This is a genomic window from Peribacillus sp. CSMR9, from assembly GCF_033141925.1.
Taxonomy (GTDB): domain Bacteria; phylum Bacillota; class Bacilli; order Bacillales; family DSM-1321; genus Peribacillus; species Peribacillus simplex_A.
In genome coordinates this window covers 339,916-356,908 of the sequence record NZ_JAOPHO010000001.1, presented here as the reverse complement: position 1 = coordinate 356,908, position 16,993 = coordinate 339,916, and the positions used below count along the sequence as shown (strand labels likewise).

15 protein-coding genes are annotated in these 16,993 nt (G+C 40.1%); all 15 read right to left on the bottom strand.

Annotation, left to right across the window (positions count from 1 at the left end):
• Positions 1-64 precede the first annotated feature (64 nt).
• Positions 65-862 (bottom strand): TIGR00282 family metallophosphoesterase, encoded by a 798-nt coding sequence (locus N9I19_RS01765; RefSeq protein WP_089364416.1) that lies wholly within the window; start codon positions 860-862, stop codon positions 65-67.
• A gap of 153 nt (positions 863-1,015) precedes the next feature.
• Positions 1,016-2,575 carry a ribonuclease Y gene (gene rny / locus N9I19_RS01760; RefSeq protein WP_061462475.1) on the bottom strand — a complete coding sequence of 520 codons (1,560 nt, stop codon included), beginning with the start codon at positions 2,573-2,575 and terminating at the stop codon, positions 1,016-1,018.
• Positions 2,576-2,924: 349 nt separating this feature from the next.
• On the bottom strand, positions 2,925-3,971 hold the full coding sequence (gene recA / locus N9I19_RS01755; RefSeq protein ID WP_061462474.1) for a recombinase RecA: 1,047 nt from the start codon (positions 3,969-3,971) through the stop codon (positions 2,925-2,927).
• A gap of 347 nt (positions 3,972-4,318) precedes the next feature.
• Positions 4,319-5,551 carry a competence/damage-inducible protein A gene (locus tag N9I19_RS01750; protein ID WP_317776833.1) on the bottom strand — a complete coding sequence of 411 codons (1,233 nt, stop codon included), beginning with the start codon at positions 5,549-5,551 and terminating at the stop codon, positions 4,319-4,321.
• Positions 5,552-5,573: 22 nt separating this feature from the next.
• The gene (pgsA, locus tag N9I19_RS01745) at positions 5,574-6,158 is read right to left on the bottom strand and encodes a CDP-diacylglycerol--glycerol-3-phosphate 3-phosphatidyltransferase (RefSeq protein ID WP_317776832.1); all 585 of its coding nucleotides are present in this window, start codon (positions 6,156-6,158) and stop codon (positions 5,574-5,576) included.
• Between the two features lie 160 nt (positions 6,159-6,318).
• The gene (locus tag N9I19_RS01740) at positions 6,319-7,227 is read right to left on the bottom strand and encodes a helix-turn-helix domain-containing protein (protein ID WP_317776831.1); all 909 of its coding nucleotides are present in this window, start codon (positions 7,225-7,227) and stop codon (positions 6,319-6,321) included.
• An 8-nt stretch (positions 7,228-7,235) separates the two neighbouring features.
• On the bottom strand, positions 7,236-8,027 hold the full coding sequence (locus N9I19_RS01735; protein ID WP_061462471.1) for a DUF3388 domain-containing protein: 792 nt from the start codon (positions 8,025-8,027) through the stop codon (positions 7,236-7,238).
• 243 nt (positions 8,028-8,270) lie between these two features.
• Positions 8,271-8,528, bottom strand: coding sequence for a DUF3243 domain-containing protein (locus N9I19_RS01730; protein ID WP_125161976.1), 258 nt, complete (start codon positions 8,526-8,528; stop codon positions 8,271-8,273).
• 81 nt (positions 8,529-8,609) lie between these two features.
• On the bottom strand, positions 8,610-9,335 hold the full coding sequence (gene ymfI / locus N9I19_RS01725; protein ID WP_317776830.1) for an elongation factor P 5-aminopentanone reductase: 726 nt from the start codon (positions 9,333-9,335) through the stop codon (positions 8,610-8,612).
• 19 nt (positions 9,336-9,354) lie between these two features.
• Positions 9,355-10,641, bottom strand: coding sequence for an EF-P 5-aminopentanol modification-associated protein YfmH (gene yfmH / locus N9I19_RS01720; RefSeq protein ID WP_317776829.1), 1,287 nt, complete (start codon positions 10,639-10,641; stop codon positions 9,355-9,357).
• The gene (gene yfmF, locus N9I19_RS01715; protein ID WP_317776828.1) at positions 10,641-11,921 is read right to left on the bottom strand and encodes an EF-P 5-aminopentanol modification-associated protein YfmF; all 1,281 of its coding nucleotides are present in this window, start codon (positions 11,919-11,921) and stop codon (positions 10,641-10,643) included. The genes yfmH and yfmF overlap by 1 nt, the downstream gene beginning before the upstream one ends.
• 202 nt (positions 11,922-12,123) lie before the next feature.
• The gene (locus N9I19_RS01710; protein ID WP_089364410.1) at positions 12,124-13,083 is read right to left on the bottom strand and encodes an ABC transporter permease; all 960 of its coding nucleotides are present in this window, start codon (positions 13,081-13,083) and stop codon (positions 12,124-12,126) included.
• Positions 13,084-14,127, bottom strand: coding sequence for an ABC transporter permease (locus N9I19_RS01705; protein WP_317776827.1), 1,044 nt, complete (start codon positions 14,125-14,127; stop codon positions 13,084-13,086). It abuts the gene before it with no gap.
• Positions 14,120-15,655 (bottom strand): ABC transporter ATP-binding protein, encoded by a 1,536-nt coding sequence (locus N9I19_RS01700; protein WP_317776826.1) that lies wholly within the window; start codon positions 15,653-15,655, stop codon positions 14,120-14,122. The genes N9I19_RS01705 and N9I19_RS01700 overlap by 8 nt, the downstream gene beginning before the upstream one ends.
• Before the next feature lie 214 nt (positions 15,656-15,869).
• Positions 15,870-16,970 (bottom strand): BMP family lipoprotein, encoded by a 1,101-nt coding sequence (locus N9I19_RS01695; RefSeq protein WP_089364407.1) that lies wholly within the window; start codon positions 16,968-16,970, stop codon positions 15,870-15,872.
• Positions 16,971-16,993 lie beyond the last annotated feature (23 nt).

The window sequence follows — 16,993 nt, the reverse complement described above, 5'->3', positions numbered from 1 at the left end:
CCACCATTTATTAAAGAATAAAGAAAATGGATGGAAAGTCATTTTGACTGTCCATCCATTCAAATCAATTATCAAAGGGGTGATCTTCGTTAATCAGTATTCTTTCAATTTTTTTAGCTTTGCCAGTTTTATCATCAATTTCAAGGAGAACCCCACTTAATAGCGTCCGCCCCTCCTTAGGCACTTCGAAACGAACAGGAAGGCTAGTTAGGAACCGATGGATTACTGCCTCTCTTTCCATACCAAGGATGCCATCATACGGTCCTGTCATGCCTACATCTGATATGTAAGCGGTGCCAGCAGGTAAAATACGGTTATCGGCTGTCTGGACGTGTGTGTGTGTACCAACAACGGCTGTAACCTTCCCATCCAGGAACCACCCCATAGCTTGCTTTTCACTTGTAGCCTCTCCGTGAAAATCAACAAAGATGATTGGTGTCCTTTTTTGAGCCTCCGCCACTAGTTCTTCCGCCTTTTTGAACGGACAATCCAAATCCGGCATGAACGTTCTAGCCTGCAAATTGATGACCGCTATTTCCTGTTGATTCAATTTTAAAAATTTCATTCCATCGCCAGGTGCTCCGTCCGGAAAGTTCGCTGGCCGAACGAGATATTTCGCGTCATCAATAAAATTGAAAATATCGCGATTATCCCATGTATGGTTTCCCATGGTCACTGCCTGCGCTCCCCACTCTAAAAAACTGCGGTAAATCTTTTCTGTAATTCCCCGGCCACTTGCAGCATTTTCCCCATTGATGACCGTGATATGCGGACGATACTTTTCTTTTAACTTAGGAAGGTATTCTTGGATCATATCACGACCAGGAGACCCTACGACATCTCCAATAAATAGCAATTTCATTGTAAAACCCTTTCTGGATTCACCTAATAATATGAATTATTCAAGTATGTATTGTAACATAATTTGGGGTAATTATAGGAATTACGCTTAACGACTAAAATCGGAAATAGAAAAAACGAAGTGGTTTGCACCACTTCGTCTTTCATTATCAATTTATTTGGCGTATTCGACTGCTCTTGTTTCACGGATGACCGTGACTTTTATATGACCTGGGTAATCGAGCTCTTCTTCAATCCTTTTTCGGATATCACGAGCGAGTCGATGGGCCGAAAGGTCATCGATTTGCTCTGGTTTCACTAGAATCCGTACTTCTCGTCCGGCTTGAATCGCAAATGATTTTTCCACTCCATCATAGGATTCGGAAATCTCCTCAAGTTTTTCAAGTCTTCTAATGTAATTTTCAAGCGTTTCACTTCTAGCACCCGGTCTTGCAGCTGATAATGCATCAGCGGCAGCCACAAGCACTGAAATGATGGAAGTTGGTTCAGTATCACCATGATGGGAAGCGATGCTGTTAATGACAGTTGGATGCTCTTTATATTTGGTTGCTAATTCAACGCCAATTTCAACGTGACTGCCTTCCACTTCATGATCAATCGCTTTCCCAATATCATGCAATAAACCTGCACGGCGGGCAAGAACTTCATCCTCACCAAGCTCTGCGGCCAGTAAACCTGAAAGCTGGGCCACTTCAATTGAATGCTTAAGTACGTTTTGCCCATAACTTGTACGGAACTTCAAACGTCCTAGTATTTTGATAAGATCTGGATGGAGACCGTGAACTCCAACTTCAAAAGTTGTTTGTTCACCAATTTCACGAATATGTTCATCCACCTCACGTCTTGCTTTGTCAACCATTTCTTCAATTCGAGCCGGATGGATCCGTCCGTCCTGAACAAGTTTTTCAAGAGCCAAGCGTGCCGTTTCCCGTCTAATTGGATCAAATCCAGATAAAATGACAGCTTCAGGAGTATCATCAATAATAAGGTCAATACCTGTTAGCGTTTCTAACGTCCGGATATTTCGTCCTTCACGTCCGATTATCCGTCCTTTCATTTCATCGTTTGGAAGATTCACTACAGAAACGGTGGTTTCTGCAACATGATCAGCCGCACAACGCTGAATGGCAAGAGAAAGAACTTCTTTTGCTTTTTTATCAGCTTCTTCTTTGGCACGGGTATCACTTTCTTTAATCATAAGCGCTACATCGTGAGCCAGTTCGTTTTCCATTCGGTCTATAATGATTGCTTTAGCTTCTTCTCGAGTTAAACCGGAAACACGTTCAAGCTCTGTTTGCTGCTTACGAACCGTCTCTTCCACTTTGCTTTCCATCTCTTCAATATGCTGTTGTCTTTGGTTTAGAGAATCTTCTTTTTTCTCCAAAAGGCTTTCACGTTTGTCTAACGTTTCATCCTTTCGGTCCAGATTCTCTTCTCTTTGCAATAACCGATTTTCTTGTTTTTGTAATTCGTTCCTTCTTTCACGGGATTCCCGATCAGAATCAGAACGAACTTTATGAATTTCATCTTTTGCTTCCAACAAGGCTTCTTTCTTAAGAGCTTCCGCTTCACGTTTTGCATCCTCAAGGATGTGTTCTGCAGAGCCCTTTGCCCCTGCTATTTTACTCTCAAATTTTGATTTGTGAATAAAATAACCAACAACTGCACCGACGATTAGGCCAAGCAAAGTGAAGATGATTGTCATGGGTTCCATCGTTTCACCTCCCCTTGCTATGAACTTTTTACATAAAATGTTGAACTGTCGGCAAGTACATTGCACTAAATTCAATATACAGCACTTAATTTTCAAAATTTTAGTTTGAAAAATTGTAAAATATACATATTAATTGTATAGTTGAGAATTTTTATTGTCAAGCGTTTGTCCCTTATGTATCAATGATTATTCAAGTTTTCTTTATATGAACCACCATTAAGTACAGCATTCATTATGGAAAATGTCTGTAAATCCGTTTTCACAGCCATTTAACCCGCTGGAAATTTCACATTTTTCTCACAATATATAGAAAAGGCCTAAGCGATCAAGCTTAGACCTTTTCCTACCATTAATCAAGTAATTCAAAATGTTCTTCTGTTTCATTTTCTTCTGGTGGCAATTCATGTTCTCCATCAAGATTATAGTGATCTCTGATTTTCTGAGAAATTTCCAGAGCGATATCCTGATTTTCTTTTAAGAACAGCTTCGCATTTTCGCGGCCTTGTCCGACACGCTCTTCATTATATGAGTACCATGAGCCGCTTTTAAGGACGATATCAAGATCTGCACCCATATCGATGATTTCACCTTCCTGAGAAATCCCTTGACCATACATGATATCAACTTCTGCTTGACGGAATGGAGGGGCAACCTTGTTTTTTACAACTTTGATTTTAGTTTTATTACCGACAATTTCATTACCTTGTTTTAATTGTTCCGCACGACGCACTTCCAGACGAACAGTTGAATAGAACTTCAATGCCCGGCCTCCCGGAGTCGTTTCTGGGTTCCCAAACATTACACCAATTTTTTCACGGACTTGGTTAATGAAAATGGCAATGGTGTTTGATTTATTAATGGCACCAGACAGTTTCCTAAGTGCCTGAGACATCATCCGTGCTTGAAGACCCATATGGGAATCTCCCATTTCACCTTCGATTTCAGCTTTAGGAACAAGTGCGGCAACCGAATCAATGACTATGATATCTACCGCTCCACTTCGAACTAACGCTTCGGCGATCTCTAAGGCCTGTTCACCCGTATCAGGCTGTGAAAGCAGTAGCTCATCAATATTCACACCAAGTTTTTCTGAATATGCTGGATCTAGAGCATGCTCAGCATCAATGAATGCAGCCGTGCCACCAGTCTTTTGTACTTCTGCAATAGCATGTAATGCAACAGTCGTTTTACCGGAGCTTTCAGGTCCATATATCTCAATGACCCGACCTCTTGGATATCCGCCTACTCCCAATGCTACGTCCAATGCTAAAGAACCGCTTGAAATCGTTGAAATCCTTCGATCAGACTGTTCCCCAAGTTTCATAATAGAACCTTTACCAAATTGTTTTTCAATTTGTTTTAACGCCATATCTAAAGCCGCTTGACGATCACTCACTCAATTTCCTCCTCTATATTCAAATAATCGGCTGTCCGATTAAAGGTTTTCTAACGTTAGCAATTATTTGAGATCAAGGTTTGTATCCTGTCTCAAAACCTATCTTTACTATATACTCTTTTTACTATTTTGCCAAGCAAAAAGTCGAACATTCATTCGTTTTTTTCTTTCGGGATATTCTTTATAAAAAACCATTTTATCTTGAGGAAATCCCCATTTCCATTCACTTACTCACTTTAAAAACTTTTTCCTTTGAATTAACTTTTTTCTTTTTCCCCGTTTTTTCAAGAAACAAACTTTTTCAACCAAATAAAAAAGCAGAGCCGTAAAAAGCTCTGCTTCAGCGTTTATAAATCCCTTAACAGGTAATGACAGCCGTACTTCACACTGCGAATACGGTTCTGCGCCCTGCTTCCGGAAAGATTCAATTCTTTGAAATGAGTCTTTCCATCCCGATAAGAAATGCCAATGAATACTGTACCAACAGGCTTGCCTTCCTGTTCATCCGGTCCTGCGACACCCGTAAAGCTTATGCCTACGTCTGCATCGAGCTTTTTCCGGACATTAGAGGCCATTTCCATTGCACACTCACCGCTGACCACCCCGTGCTCAGAGATGGTATCATCACTGACGCCAAGTACATTTGACTTTGCATCATTCGTATAACTGACAATGCCTCCTTTGAAAACTTTACCGGCCCCTGGGATGGTTGTCAGCTGTTCTTGGAACATTCCACCTGTCAAGCTTTCGGCTGCCGCGATTGAAAGTTTGCGGACCGTTAATTCTTTTACAAGTTCCTTTATTAGCGAAGTATTATCACTTCCATAATAGAACTTACCTACCCGGCTAAGGATTTCTTTTTCCGATTCTAAAATAAGCTCTTCGCATTTTTCTTTGGATGAGTCTTTAGCGGTAATCCTTAACGTCACTTCCCCTTCGGCTGCCAGAGGAGCAATTGTCGGATTCGTTTGATTGACAAGAAGATCTTCAATAACCGTTTCCAGATCTGCTTCACCTATCCCGTAGAACCGAAGAACCTTGGAATCGATCCGTTCGTGCTTATCCAATTTATTCATGATCGATTCATAACCATAACTTAAAAACATCGGCTCCATTTCACTTGGCGGACCAGGTAGAAGCATATATGTAATCCCGGATTTGGACAAGACCATTCCCGGTGCCATGCCATGATCGTTCGCCAACACTTCACTGCCCTCCAATACAAGGGCCTGCTTCTTGTTGTTTTCCGTCATCGGCCGGTCCCGTTTTTGGAAGTAAGCTTCAATGGATTGCAAAGCCTCATCATTAAAAACGAGCTTTTTCCCTATATGGCGAGCAATCGTTTCCTTCGTTAAATCATCTTTGGTAGGTCCTAGTCCACCTGTAAAGACGATCAAGTTCGCCCTTGATTCAGCGATTTCTATAGCTTGTTGTAAACGACGGTCGTTATCCCCGACTACAGTATGGTAAAAAACATTGATTCCCATTTCCGCAAACTGCTGCGATAGGAATCTCCCATTAGTGTTATTGATTTGTCCTAAAAGAAGCTCAGAGCCCACTGCAATGATTTCTGCATCCATCTTTTCAAAACCACCATTCGTTTTACTTGGAATTAACAAATACTTCTTTGTTTTTTACAAAATAATCCAACCCTGACCATATTGTAAAGATTAATGCAATCCATAATGCGATATTAGCAAACGGAAGAGAAATGAGGGCAAATGGAAGGTTATGCAGCAATAATGCCGAAATAGAAACAATTTGTGCCCATGTTTTAATTTTACCAAGCTGGTTCGCTGCAACCACTTCCCCTGTACCCGCCAGTACCAAACGCAAACCGGTCACAGCAAATTCACGACTAATGATCACGATAGCAATCCAAGACTGACCGTACATTAAATCCAGATCAACCAATACAATTAGGGCAGCCGAAACCAGAAGCTTATCAGCCAATGGATCTAAAAATTTCCCTAAATCAGTAATCATATTATATTTCCTGGCAAAATGGCCATCGATCCAATCAGTAGTAGAAGCGATGATAAAGAGGATGGCACCAGCTAAATGTGCCACTGGCAAACTGTATTCTCCCCAAGTCAACGTCCCCCAAGAAAAAGGAACGAGCATGATGATTAAAAATACTGGTATTAAACAGATTCTTGCTACTGTAATCTTATTAGGCAGATTCAAAACTTTTACCTCCAAAATTTACGCCTGCCTTTAGGGCAATGCGTTATAGATCTAAAATAATGCTTATATGTATAATTTAACTCAAAACCAATCTTATGCCAGGTAGAGCAAAATCCGGTCTTAATATTGTATAGAGAAAAAATAGTCATCTATAAGATGACTATTCGGCTTTCGTAAATTGTATCGTTACCAATTGCGTATTCACTTCAGTCGGTGAAATAGAATACTCCAGCTTCTCATCATTTACAAAAATTTCAGTTTCATACGCTCTGCCAATATTGATGACAGCTTCTTTTTCATTGGTGAAATCAATTTCCTGGCTCTCATTATTGTCGATGGTGCCCTGGAATAGTAATTTACCTTCACCATTTTTTATGCCTACCCATGGTGAGCCTTTGGAAGTCACCTTTAATTTAAAGGTATCCGTATTTTTCAATTCATACGTACTATTTTTACCGCTGGAACTGATGACGGCAAGCTTTTGCTCTTTCTTTTCATCTTTAACATCTGATTCATCTTCATTCTTCTTATCAGATGAATCTGGTTTTACATCATTCTGTTTCTTGTCTGGATTCTCTTTTTCTTCATTAAACCCATCACTTTTATTGTAACCCACGGCTTCGCTCTGTTTAGCGCCCTTTTTATCATCAATATCCGGCTTACTCATATAGTTCGATACCAGGACCCATATCAATACAGCCGCACCAATGACTAAAACGGCAGCCAGGACCTTAGGTAACATTTCTACAACCTTGGAATTCCCTGCCGGCATCGTTTTCCGGGATTGGACCCTTGAAAGCTGTTCTGGCAATTCCTCGCTATAGACTGAAGGCACTTCACTCTTATATTGTTCGAAAATCTCTTCTGAATCCAGCCCGACCGCTTCACAATATTGCTTTATGAATGCCCGTACATAGAACTTTCCAGGCATCATACTGTAATTACCCTCTTCAATGCCAATCAGGTAACGCTTTTGAATCTTCGTTAATTCCTGTAAATCTTCTAGGCTAAGCCCTTTGGCTTCCCTAGCTTCCTTTAATCGATTACCTAACTCAGTCAAATAAAACACCTGCCATTTTAAAAGTCAAAGGAGCCAAAATTGGACCCTGAAAACTGGTCTTTTTGGTCGACAACTTCATATGTTATTTCTTCATCTGGATTGTTTCGCAATTCAATAATATAATCAAAGTCTTCGAGAGTATACTCCGTATTTTGGACAAAAACATCCGGATGTTCGATGACTTTAACCGCATCAAGCCTCATGATTTCGCGAATCAACTGCCAATGACGCTCATTTGCACGGCGTGTGGAAACAATTCCATCTAAAATGAACAAATTATCATTATTATATTCATCATCAATAAGCTGACTGCGAATAGTCTGCTTTAAAAGGGTCGATGACACAAACAACCATCTCTTATTAGCACAAACACTCGAGGCTACGATAGATTCAGTTTTTCCGACACGTGGCATACCTCGTATCCCGATTAATTTATGACCTTCCTGTTTAAATAGCTCGGCCAAGAAATCGACAAGTAAGCCTAGTTCATCACGTACAAACCTAAAGGTGTTTTTCTCATCAGCATCGCGCTGAATATACCTTCCATGCCTGACAGCGAGACGGTCACGCAATTTAGGTTCCCTAAGCTTAATGACCTTTATCGTATCCATCGTATGGAGGATTGATTCGAATCTTTCTATGTTACGGCTATCTTTCGCCATCAAAAGTAAACCACGCCTGCCTTCATCGACCCCGTTAATAGTGATGATATTGATGGACAGCATACCCAGCAGGGATGAAATATCCCCTAATAAACCTGGACGGTTGACTTGAATTTCATATTCAAAATACCATTCTTTATTCTCCACGATAACACTCCTTAAGCCTAAAAGCTTTTACCCTAAAATTAGGGGCAAAACTTATCCATCGTAAATTTAAAGGTCTGCACCCATTAGTTATTATTGTCTAGCTTCTATAATATAGCATTTCGTGATAAGTTAAAAGGAAAAACCCTATAAAAAGTATTCATTTTTATATATGGGGATAAATTGTGATCAATATCAATCCAAAGGCCCTGTTAAATAATAACAGGGCCTTTGGATTGATATTTTTTACCTTGTTCCATTGTTCTCGACTAACTTAACCATAACGCTTGCCATGGCATGTTTTTCTTGATCGCTTGCGACTGACCAAAGATCAGCAAGTACTCTCTGTTGTTCATTCTGGGGCTCAACTTGCTTCGAAAGGTAATCACCGATTTCGAAAGCCAAGTCGTTAACAGCACCATCTGACAAACCTTGTTGTTCACCTTGATTTAATCTGTCGCCTAAGAAATTTTTCCATTGATCCCAATTGTCTAGTACAGACATGTATGGTCACCCTTTCCTTTCAAAATAGTACATAGATATTTTGTGAAGGAATCGGGGAAATTATACATGTCTTTAAAAAAATCATGTGTACCATCCACCATTTACTCCTAAAATTTGTCCGGTGATATAAGATGACTTGTCAGAAAGCAAATAGTATACTGCCTCGGCGACTTCTTTTGAATTACCCATCCTGCCCATTGGGATATCACCTTTGATGATTTCCAAATCTTCTGCACTGAAAGATTCGAGCATGGAAGTGGAAATCGCTCCTGGGGCAACGGCATTCACCCGGATTCCATTAAGGGATACTTCTTTGCTGAGCGCCTTGATAAAAGCATTTTGACTGCCTTTGACCATGGAATATAATACTTCACAGGATGCGCCCGTCTGCCCCCAAATCGATGTAACCGCAACAATAGCCGCCTGTTCTTGGTACATCAGCTTCGGAAGCAGTTCCTTTGTTAATTGGAAAGGGCTCGTTACATGCAGCTGGACCATTTCATTTACGATTTTCTCATCCATGTCCGATATGAGCCCATAATAGCTATTCCCACTATTAAGGACGATTGCATGAAGGGCGAAAATATTTTCCGCCAATTTCTTATAGCCGTACGGTGTAGCCAAATCCGCTTGAACAGGAATAAGTTCGACTTGATGAGGCTTCAGTTCTTCAATTAGTTCAAGGATCGCTTCTTCATTGCTGTTATAATGTAGATAAAGTGAATAATTCTCCTCGGCGAGCTTTATAGCGATTTCCTTGCCGATTCCTCCGCTGGCTCCAGTAATAAGGGCAAAACGTTTCCCCACATTCCCGCCCCCTTTAATATTATTTAGGATGTACCTGGCAGACAGTCATCCGTTCATCGGATATCAAGTCCTTGGCGATCTCCCTTATATCTTCAATCGTTAGTTTTTCCAAAACCGATACCACATCGAACAAGTTCATATCATTGAATGCATACCTGGTGAATTGATTCGCTATATATTCCGGCGAATTCAGAGAACGAAGGAAAGAACCGATTTTTTTCTTGATCGTCCTTTGCAGGCTTTCTTCATTCAAGCCGGTTCCGGCTTTAGATTTTTGCAGGATACTAAATAAAGACTCCGTCAACTCATCAGGTTTTGCACTGTCCCCGCCAATTAACGCAAACCCAAAACCTTGCTCCTGAGTATAATCATAAGAGAAGCTTTGATCGATCAAACCTTTTTCGTATAGCTCCTCATGCAATGGTGAACTTTTGCCAAACAGCATTTCCAAATAAATATTAGTCGCCAATTCCCTTTTCAAAAGCTGTAAACCGGATTGATGAACATTGATGGCCTTGATGCCCAGCATCACTTTTGGTGTCTGAACATTCATTTTTAAGATTTCTTTATCCTTGGCAACGGTTTCCGGCTCTTGATCAAATTTACGTTCCACCTCAGGCTGTTGGTAGTAGTCTTTATTATTTTGATTATCCCGAATCAGCTTCATTGTACTTTCGACATCTACTGGTCCTACAATGAATAGGAGCATGTTGCTTGGATGATAAAACGTATTATAACATTCGTAAAGCATATCTTTCGTAATGTCAGCAATGGATTCCACAGTACCAGCAATATCAATTTTCACTGGATGATGATGATACATGTTGGCTATCGTCCCGAAATACAGCCTCCAGTCTGAATTATCATCATACATATTGATCTCCTGCCCAATGATTCCTTTTTCCTTCTCTACCGTCTTTTCTGAAAAGTAAGGCTCCTGGACAAAGTCGATTAAGGTCGTTAGATTCCTATCGAAATCGGACGTGCTTGAAAACAAATAAGCTGTACGGGTGAAAGAAGTAAAAGCATTTGCAGAAGCACCCTGTTTTGAGAATTGCTGAAAAACATCACCATCTTCCTTTTCAAAAAGCTTATGTTCAAGAAAATGTGCAATTCCATCAGGTACTTTTGAGAATTCCGTTTGATTCAAGGGTTTGAAATGGTTGTCGATTGAACCATAATTCGTCGTAAACGTTGCAAATGATTTATTGAACCCACTTTTCGGAAGAATATATACTTCGAGGCCATTATCCATTTTTTCATGGAAAAGTTCTTCTTTCAATTGATTGAATGCTATTTTCTCCATTACCCTTGCACCTCCGCTTCTGTTAGGAAATAAATCGTATCAAGCTGAATCTTTTGACCCACTGCAATGATTTCTTCCTTTGTCGTCCGCTCTGTTTTGGCAAACCACTCATCGAGTGATATATCCTGCCCGGAAACCACATTATGATATAAAATTTCCACAAGTCCTCTCGAAACGTCAATGGTTTCAAGGAGTTGGTTCTTAACGACCGCCTTCGTCTGTGCCAGTTCTTCTTCGGAAAAGTTCCCTTGCTTCATTTCCTTCATTTGTGCATGAATGATTTCCAATGCCTGCTTGTAGTTGGCATTTTCAATGCCGGCCATGACCATTAATAGACCTTTATGACTTTCGAGCCTTGAAGCTGCATAATAAGCAAGGCTTGCTTTCTCCCTGACATTAATGAAAAGCTTCGAATGTGAAAATCCGCCAAAAATCCCATTGAATAGCTGAAGAGCATAATAATCCGGATCACCGTATGCAACATGGGTTCGATAACCGATATTCAATTTCCCTTGTTTCACATCCGAGTTTTCAATGATTTCTTTTTCCTTCTCCACTTCATTACCCGTAATCCTTGTCATATTCACCGGCATTCGTTCTTTCAGTGATACATACTTGTCAGCTAGAGCCCCCACTTCTGATTCATCGATGTCACCGATCACATATAAATCGATTTCATCCTCAGTCAGCATTTTTTTATAATAAGCGAAAAGTGACTCAGGCGTTATCGTTTCCAAGTCTTGCAGATTACCGCTCGCTTCTAAAGCATATGGTTCATTTTTGCACATTTCCTCTACAAGCCGTGTTGCTGAATAACGCATTTTATCATCGGAAATGGATTGAATCCGCTGTTTTAAAGAACGGATTTCATTGGAAACGGTTTTGGGGTCAAAGGCTTCGCCATTCTTCTTCGGATTAAAGATCACCTCTGATAATAATCCAAAAGCCTTTTCGAGAAGCGGCGTTGAATCACTAAGGAATTTTTCATTGACGATATCGATCGTAAAACTTATGATTTGATATTCACCTTTTTTAACTACATCGACATAAAACCCTGCCCCGTATAAATCATCAAGATACGAACGAAGCTCGGGTGTTGTAGGATATTTATTTGTATTGCTTTGTAACACATATGGCAACAATGCACGATATGTAACGTCCTCTTTTGTAAGCGGGGCTTTCATTTTCAGCACGAGAGTATTCGTTTTATATTTATCCGTACGGACCACATGAAGCCTGTAGCCGCTTTTTTCCGTAATTGTATCGGAAGCAATAGACATGAATAATCCTCCTCATTATATAAATCACCTTTATTAGCTTATTGTTTGTAGATCGGGACCCTTTTAAACATCTACTTAAAATATACATGTGAAAGGAAAAATCATGCAAGTTACAGCTACTTTTTTTGTTTTACCAGCCCGATCTTTTGCTTAAACAAAGAGAAAAACCGGCCAGCACAGTTTGCTGACCGGTTAAGATAACTTATCTTTTCCCTTTGATGTATGGCTGTCCGGATGCTTTCGGAGCATCTGCACGTCCAATGAAACCTGTTAGTGCAATGATCGTCAGAACATATGGCATAATTAATAAGAAAACGGATGGTATATCTTTTATGAATGGCAGACTGGATCCGACAATGCTTAAACTTTGTGCCAAACCAAAGAATAACGCAGCTCCCATGGCCCCAAGTGGATTCCATTTACCAAAGATCATTGCGGCAATGGCCATGAAACCTTGCCCATTTATTGTCGTATGACTGAAATCATTCGCAAATAAAGTCGCGTGGATTGCTCCTCCGATACCAGCAAAAGCTCCTGAAAGAAGGACAGCCTGATAACGGATCTTCGTTACATTTACGCCCATTGTATCCGAAGCCATCGGATGTTCCCCTACAGCCCGGAGACGAAGTCCGAATGGAGTTTTAAAAATGATATACCAAACGATAATTGCAACGATAATGGCAAGATATGCAATATAGTAACCATTTGAGAAGAAGATTGGACCAATAAAAGGAATATCACTTAACAAGGGAATATCTATCCTCGGGAAAGTCTCCGTAATTATATCCGTCTGCCCTTTATCATAAATCTTCTTTACTAGAAATAATGTGAGTCCAACCGCCAGTAAGTTAATAGCAACCCCACTTACCGTTTGGTCCGCTCGGAATGTTATCGATGCCACTGCATGAAGAGCTGAAAATAGCAGGGAAGCAAGCATGGCGACAACAACGGATAGCCATGGTGTCCAAACTCCAAATACATCTGCATACATTAAGTTAAAAACGATTCCTGTGAAAGCCCCAATTACCATTAACCCTTCTAACCCTATATTGATAACACCAGATCGTTCAGAAAACACACCACCAAGCGCAGTGAAAATCAGCGGGGCAGCGTAAGCAATCATGGACGGAATGATGATTTGTAACACTTGATAAAAGTCCACTTATTTCGCCCCCTTCTTAAAGCGTTGCACGATCCAACGTATAAAATAACTTGATGCAACAAAGAATATGATTAATGCTATGACAATATCAACAATTTCACTTGGAATCCCGGTCTCCAATGGCATATTGATTGCCCCTGCTTTAAGACCACCGAACAAGAAAGCGGCTAACACGACCCCAATCGCTGAGTTGCCTCCTAGTAAGGCGACCGCAATCCCGTCAAAGCCGATTCCCGTGAATCCACCTTTAATGGCTGCATAGCCGAAAGTGCCTAAGCCTTCCATAGCTCCAGCAAGTCCTGCAAACGCACCAGAAATGGCCATAGATAGAATAATATTTTTGTTTACGCTCATACCCGAATATTCCGAAGCCTGCTGATTAAACCCAACAGCTTTTAATTCGAAACCGGTTTTTGTTTTTTCCAGGATGAACCACATGATGAATACACAAATGATCGCTATAAAGATTCCCCAGTGAAGACGGGAGAAGTCTGTTAAACTCTCAAAAAATGGAGAACGAAGAGATGCTGTTTCAGCAATCCGTTCAGTTTTGTCCTGGTTATCAGAAATAACATTTTGAATTAAATAATTCGTTACATATAAAGCAGTGTAATTAAGCATGATGGATACAATTACTTCGTGCACACGGAATTTAGCTTTCAAATACCCAGGAATAAAAGCCCATAGAGACCCAGCTGCAGCACCAGCAAGCACTGCTAATGGTAAGTGAATGATCTTAGGAAGATCAAAAGCTACACCGACCCAAACCGCTGCAAGCCAACCTACAATTAATTGACCCTCTACTCCAATATTGAACAGTCCTGTCCTAAAGGCGAAGGCAACGGCTAAACCAGCAAGAATATAAGGAATGATCGTCCTTAAGGTTTCTCCAGCATAGTAGGAATCACCTAGGATTCCCGCTAACATTGCTCCATAACCTTCAACCGGATTATACCCACTGACCAACATGATAATGGCACCGGCGAGCAATCCGAGTATGACAGCAAATAATGGACTCGTTAATTTATAAAAATATTTAGACATTCTCTCTTTCACCTGCTTCCGAACGCTTACTTCCAGCCATTAATAATCCCAATTCCTGTTCTGTTGTTTCTTTAGGATCAACTATTGCAACGATTTCCCCTTCATAAATAACAGCGATTCGATCACTGACATTCATTATTTCATCTAATTCAAAAGATATGAGAAGTACAGCTTTCCCCGCATCACGCTGTTCAATCAATCGACGGTGGATGAACTCGATTGCACCAACATCCAATCCACGTGTGGGCTGTGCTGCAATTAGTAAATCAGGATTCCGGTCGACTTCACGACCGATAATTGCCTTTTGCTGATTACCGCCTGATAGTGCCCGTGCCGGTGTATATTCATTAGGGGTCCTGACATCATATTCTTTTATGATAGTACGAGCTTTTTCGAATATTTTCTTCGAATGTAAAATGCCTCCTGTTGAAAAAGGCTCTTGATAATAAGTTTGTAGCACGATATTTTCCCCAATGCTGAAATCAAGGACAAGACCATGTTTATGACGGTCTTCAGGTATATGTCCTACTCCAGATTCGGTGATTTTACGCGGTTTCATATTTTGTATTTGTTTTCCGTTTAATGTTATAGTACCTGAAGCCACTTTCTTCAATCCTGTAAGTGCTTCGATAAGTTCAGATTGTCCGTTCCCATCCACTCCGGCAATACCGATAATTTCACCGGCACGAACTGATAGGTCAAGGTTATGAACAGCTGATACACCACGGGAATCCTTCACTTCCAGATTCTTCACTTCTAAAACGACTTCTTGCGGAATTGCTACCGATTTATCTGTTTTAAAAACCACATCCCGTCCAACCATTAAACTGGCTAGTTCATCAGGATTTGTATCCTTTACGTTCACTGTACCTATACCTTTACCTTTTCTAATAACCGTGACTCGGTCGCAAACTTCCATAATTTCTTTTAACTTATGTGTAATCAGGATAATCGACTTTCCTTCTTTAATAAGAGCTTTCATAATTGTTATTAACTCTTTTATTTCCTGGGGTGTCAAAACCGCAGTAGGTTCATCAAAAATCAGAATTTCAGCACCACGGTACAAGGTTTTCAAAATCTCTACTCTTTGTTGCATCCCCACCGATATATCCGCAATTTTCGCATCTGGATCTACGCTTAAATGATATCGTTCAGAAAGTTCCCTTACCTCTTCACTCGCTCCCTTTACATTAACTTTTCCATATTTCGATGGTTCTTTTCCTAGAATGATATTTTCGGTAACTGTAAATGGATCAATCAGCATAAAATGCTGATGCACCATCCCAATTCCGAGGTCATTGGCAACATTCGGACTTGTAATCTGAACAATCTGCTCATTTACTCGGATTTCGCCCTGTTCTGGTTGATATAATCCGAAAAGCACATTCATGAGCGTGGATTTACCAGCTCCATTTTCACCTAGCAATGCGTGAATTTCCCCTTTTTTCACTTGAAGGGTTATATTATCATTTGCAATAATACCAGGAAATTCTTTGCGTATATTAAGCATCTCAATTACATGTTCCACGTATAATCAACTCCTATAGAAATGAGGATTCTGATACCTAACTAGGAGATATGATAAATTCCTAATAGTTCTCATTAATTGGTTTTCTTTTATAAAAAACCAAATGAAAAACTACAAACTTTTTCATAGTCTTTCATTCGGCTTTTTTTTCAGTATGAAAAGGATTTGAAGGCCTTTGACAGGCCTTCTTCTCTCCTTATCATGTTATGCTTAATTATTTAAATCCTAATTCCTTCAACTCTTTTTCTGTTCCAGGAGTTTTTTGTTCACCAGATTTAATTTTTTCAACATATTCTTCAACCGCTTTTAATGATTCCTTGGTTACATTTTCTTGAGATTTTGAAATCATGATTCCGTTTTCTTCAAGACCATATTCAATGGTTTCTCCACCAGGGAAGTTACCCTCTTTTGTCTTTTTCGCTAAATCTTGTACTGCTACATCCACTCGTTTTACCATGGAAGTCAAAGTGACATTGTAGTCCTTGCCATTGACTTTCAATGCGCCTTCTTCTTTTTGGTCACGGTCTACCCCGATAACCCAAATGTCTTTTTTAGGATCTTTTTTCTTCAATTCCTTAGCAGATGTGAAGACGCCGTTTCCAGTTCCGCCAGCTGCTTGGTAAATGATATCAATTCCTGAAGAATACATGTTGTTGGCCATTTGTTGTCCTTTTGCCGCATCACCAAACGATCCTGCATATTGTGCTGTAATTTTTGCATTAGGATTAACAGAGAGAACACCAGCTTTAAAGCCTACTTCAAATTTCTTAATTAGTTTAGAATCCACACCACCGATGAAGCCAACTTTATCCGATTTTGTCTGCAAGCCAGCAATAACACCTACTAGGAATGAACCTTGCTGTTCTTTAAAAACGATGCTTGCTACGTTATCTTGTTTAACAACACTATCAACGATCGCAAAATGAGATTTAGGACGCTGTGTTGCTACTTCATCAACAGATTCGGCTAATGCATAGCCAATAGCGTAGATAAGATTGTAATCTTCTTTAACAAGAGTATTTAGGTTCGTCGTATACTCGGAATCTGATTTTGACTGAAGGTAATTATAGCCGTCTTTTCCTTTTTCCAATCCATTGTCTTTTCCAAACGCCTGAAGGCCTTCCCAAGCAGATTGGTTGAAGGATTTGTCATCGATACCACCAATATCGGTTACCATCGATACTGTGAAGTTATCTTTTTTGTCTTTTCCATTTGAAGATTTTTTATCATCATTCTCTGAATTACCACATGCTCCTAGTAGCGTTCCAGCTGCAAGAACAAGTGAAAGAGCTAGGCCTAATTTGCGCTTTTTCAAATTTTTATCCCCCTAAAATACAT

Bases quoted from the DNA above. Each gene is read 5' to 3' on its own strand.
- yfmF (WP_317776828.1), bottom strand. From the start codon at position 11,921: ATGTCTATTGCTTCCGATACAATTACGGAAAAAAGCGGCTACAGGCTT.
- N9I19_RS01765 (WP_089364416.1), bottom strand. From the start codon at position 862: ATGAAATTGCTATTTATTGGAGATGTCGTAGGGTCTCCTGGTCGTGAT.
- N9I19_RS01730 (WP_125161976.1), bottom strand. From the start codon at position 8,528: ATGTCTGTACTAGACAATTGGGATCAATGGAAAAATTTCTTAGGCGAC.
- N9I19_RS01750 (WP_317776833.1), bottom strand. From the start codon at position 5,551: ATGGATGCAGAAATCATTGCAGTGGGCTCTGAGCTTCTTTTAGGACAA.
- N9I19_RS01705 (WP_317776827.1), bottom strand. From the start codon at position 14,127: ATGTCTAAATATTTTTATAAATTAACGAGTCCATTATTTGCTGTCATA.
- rny (WP_061462475.1), bottom strand. From the start codon at position 2,575: ATGGAACCCATGACAATCATCTTCACTTTGCTTGGCCTAATCGTCGGT.
- yfmH (WP_317776829.1), bottom strand. From the start codon at position 10,641: ATGGAGAAAATAGCATTCAATCAATTGAAAGAAGAACTTTTCCATGAA.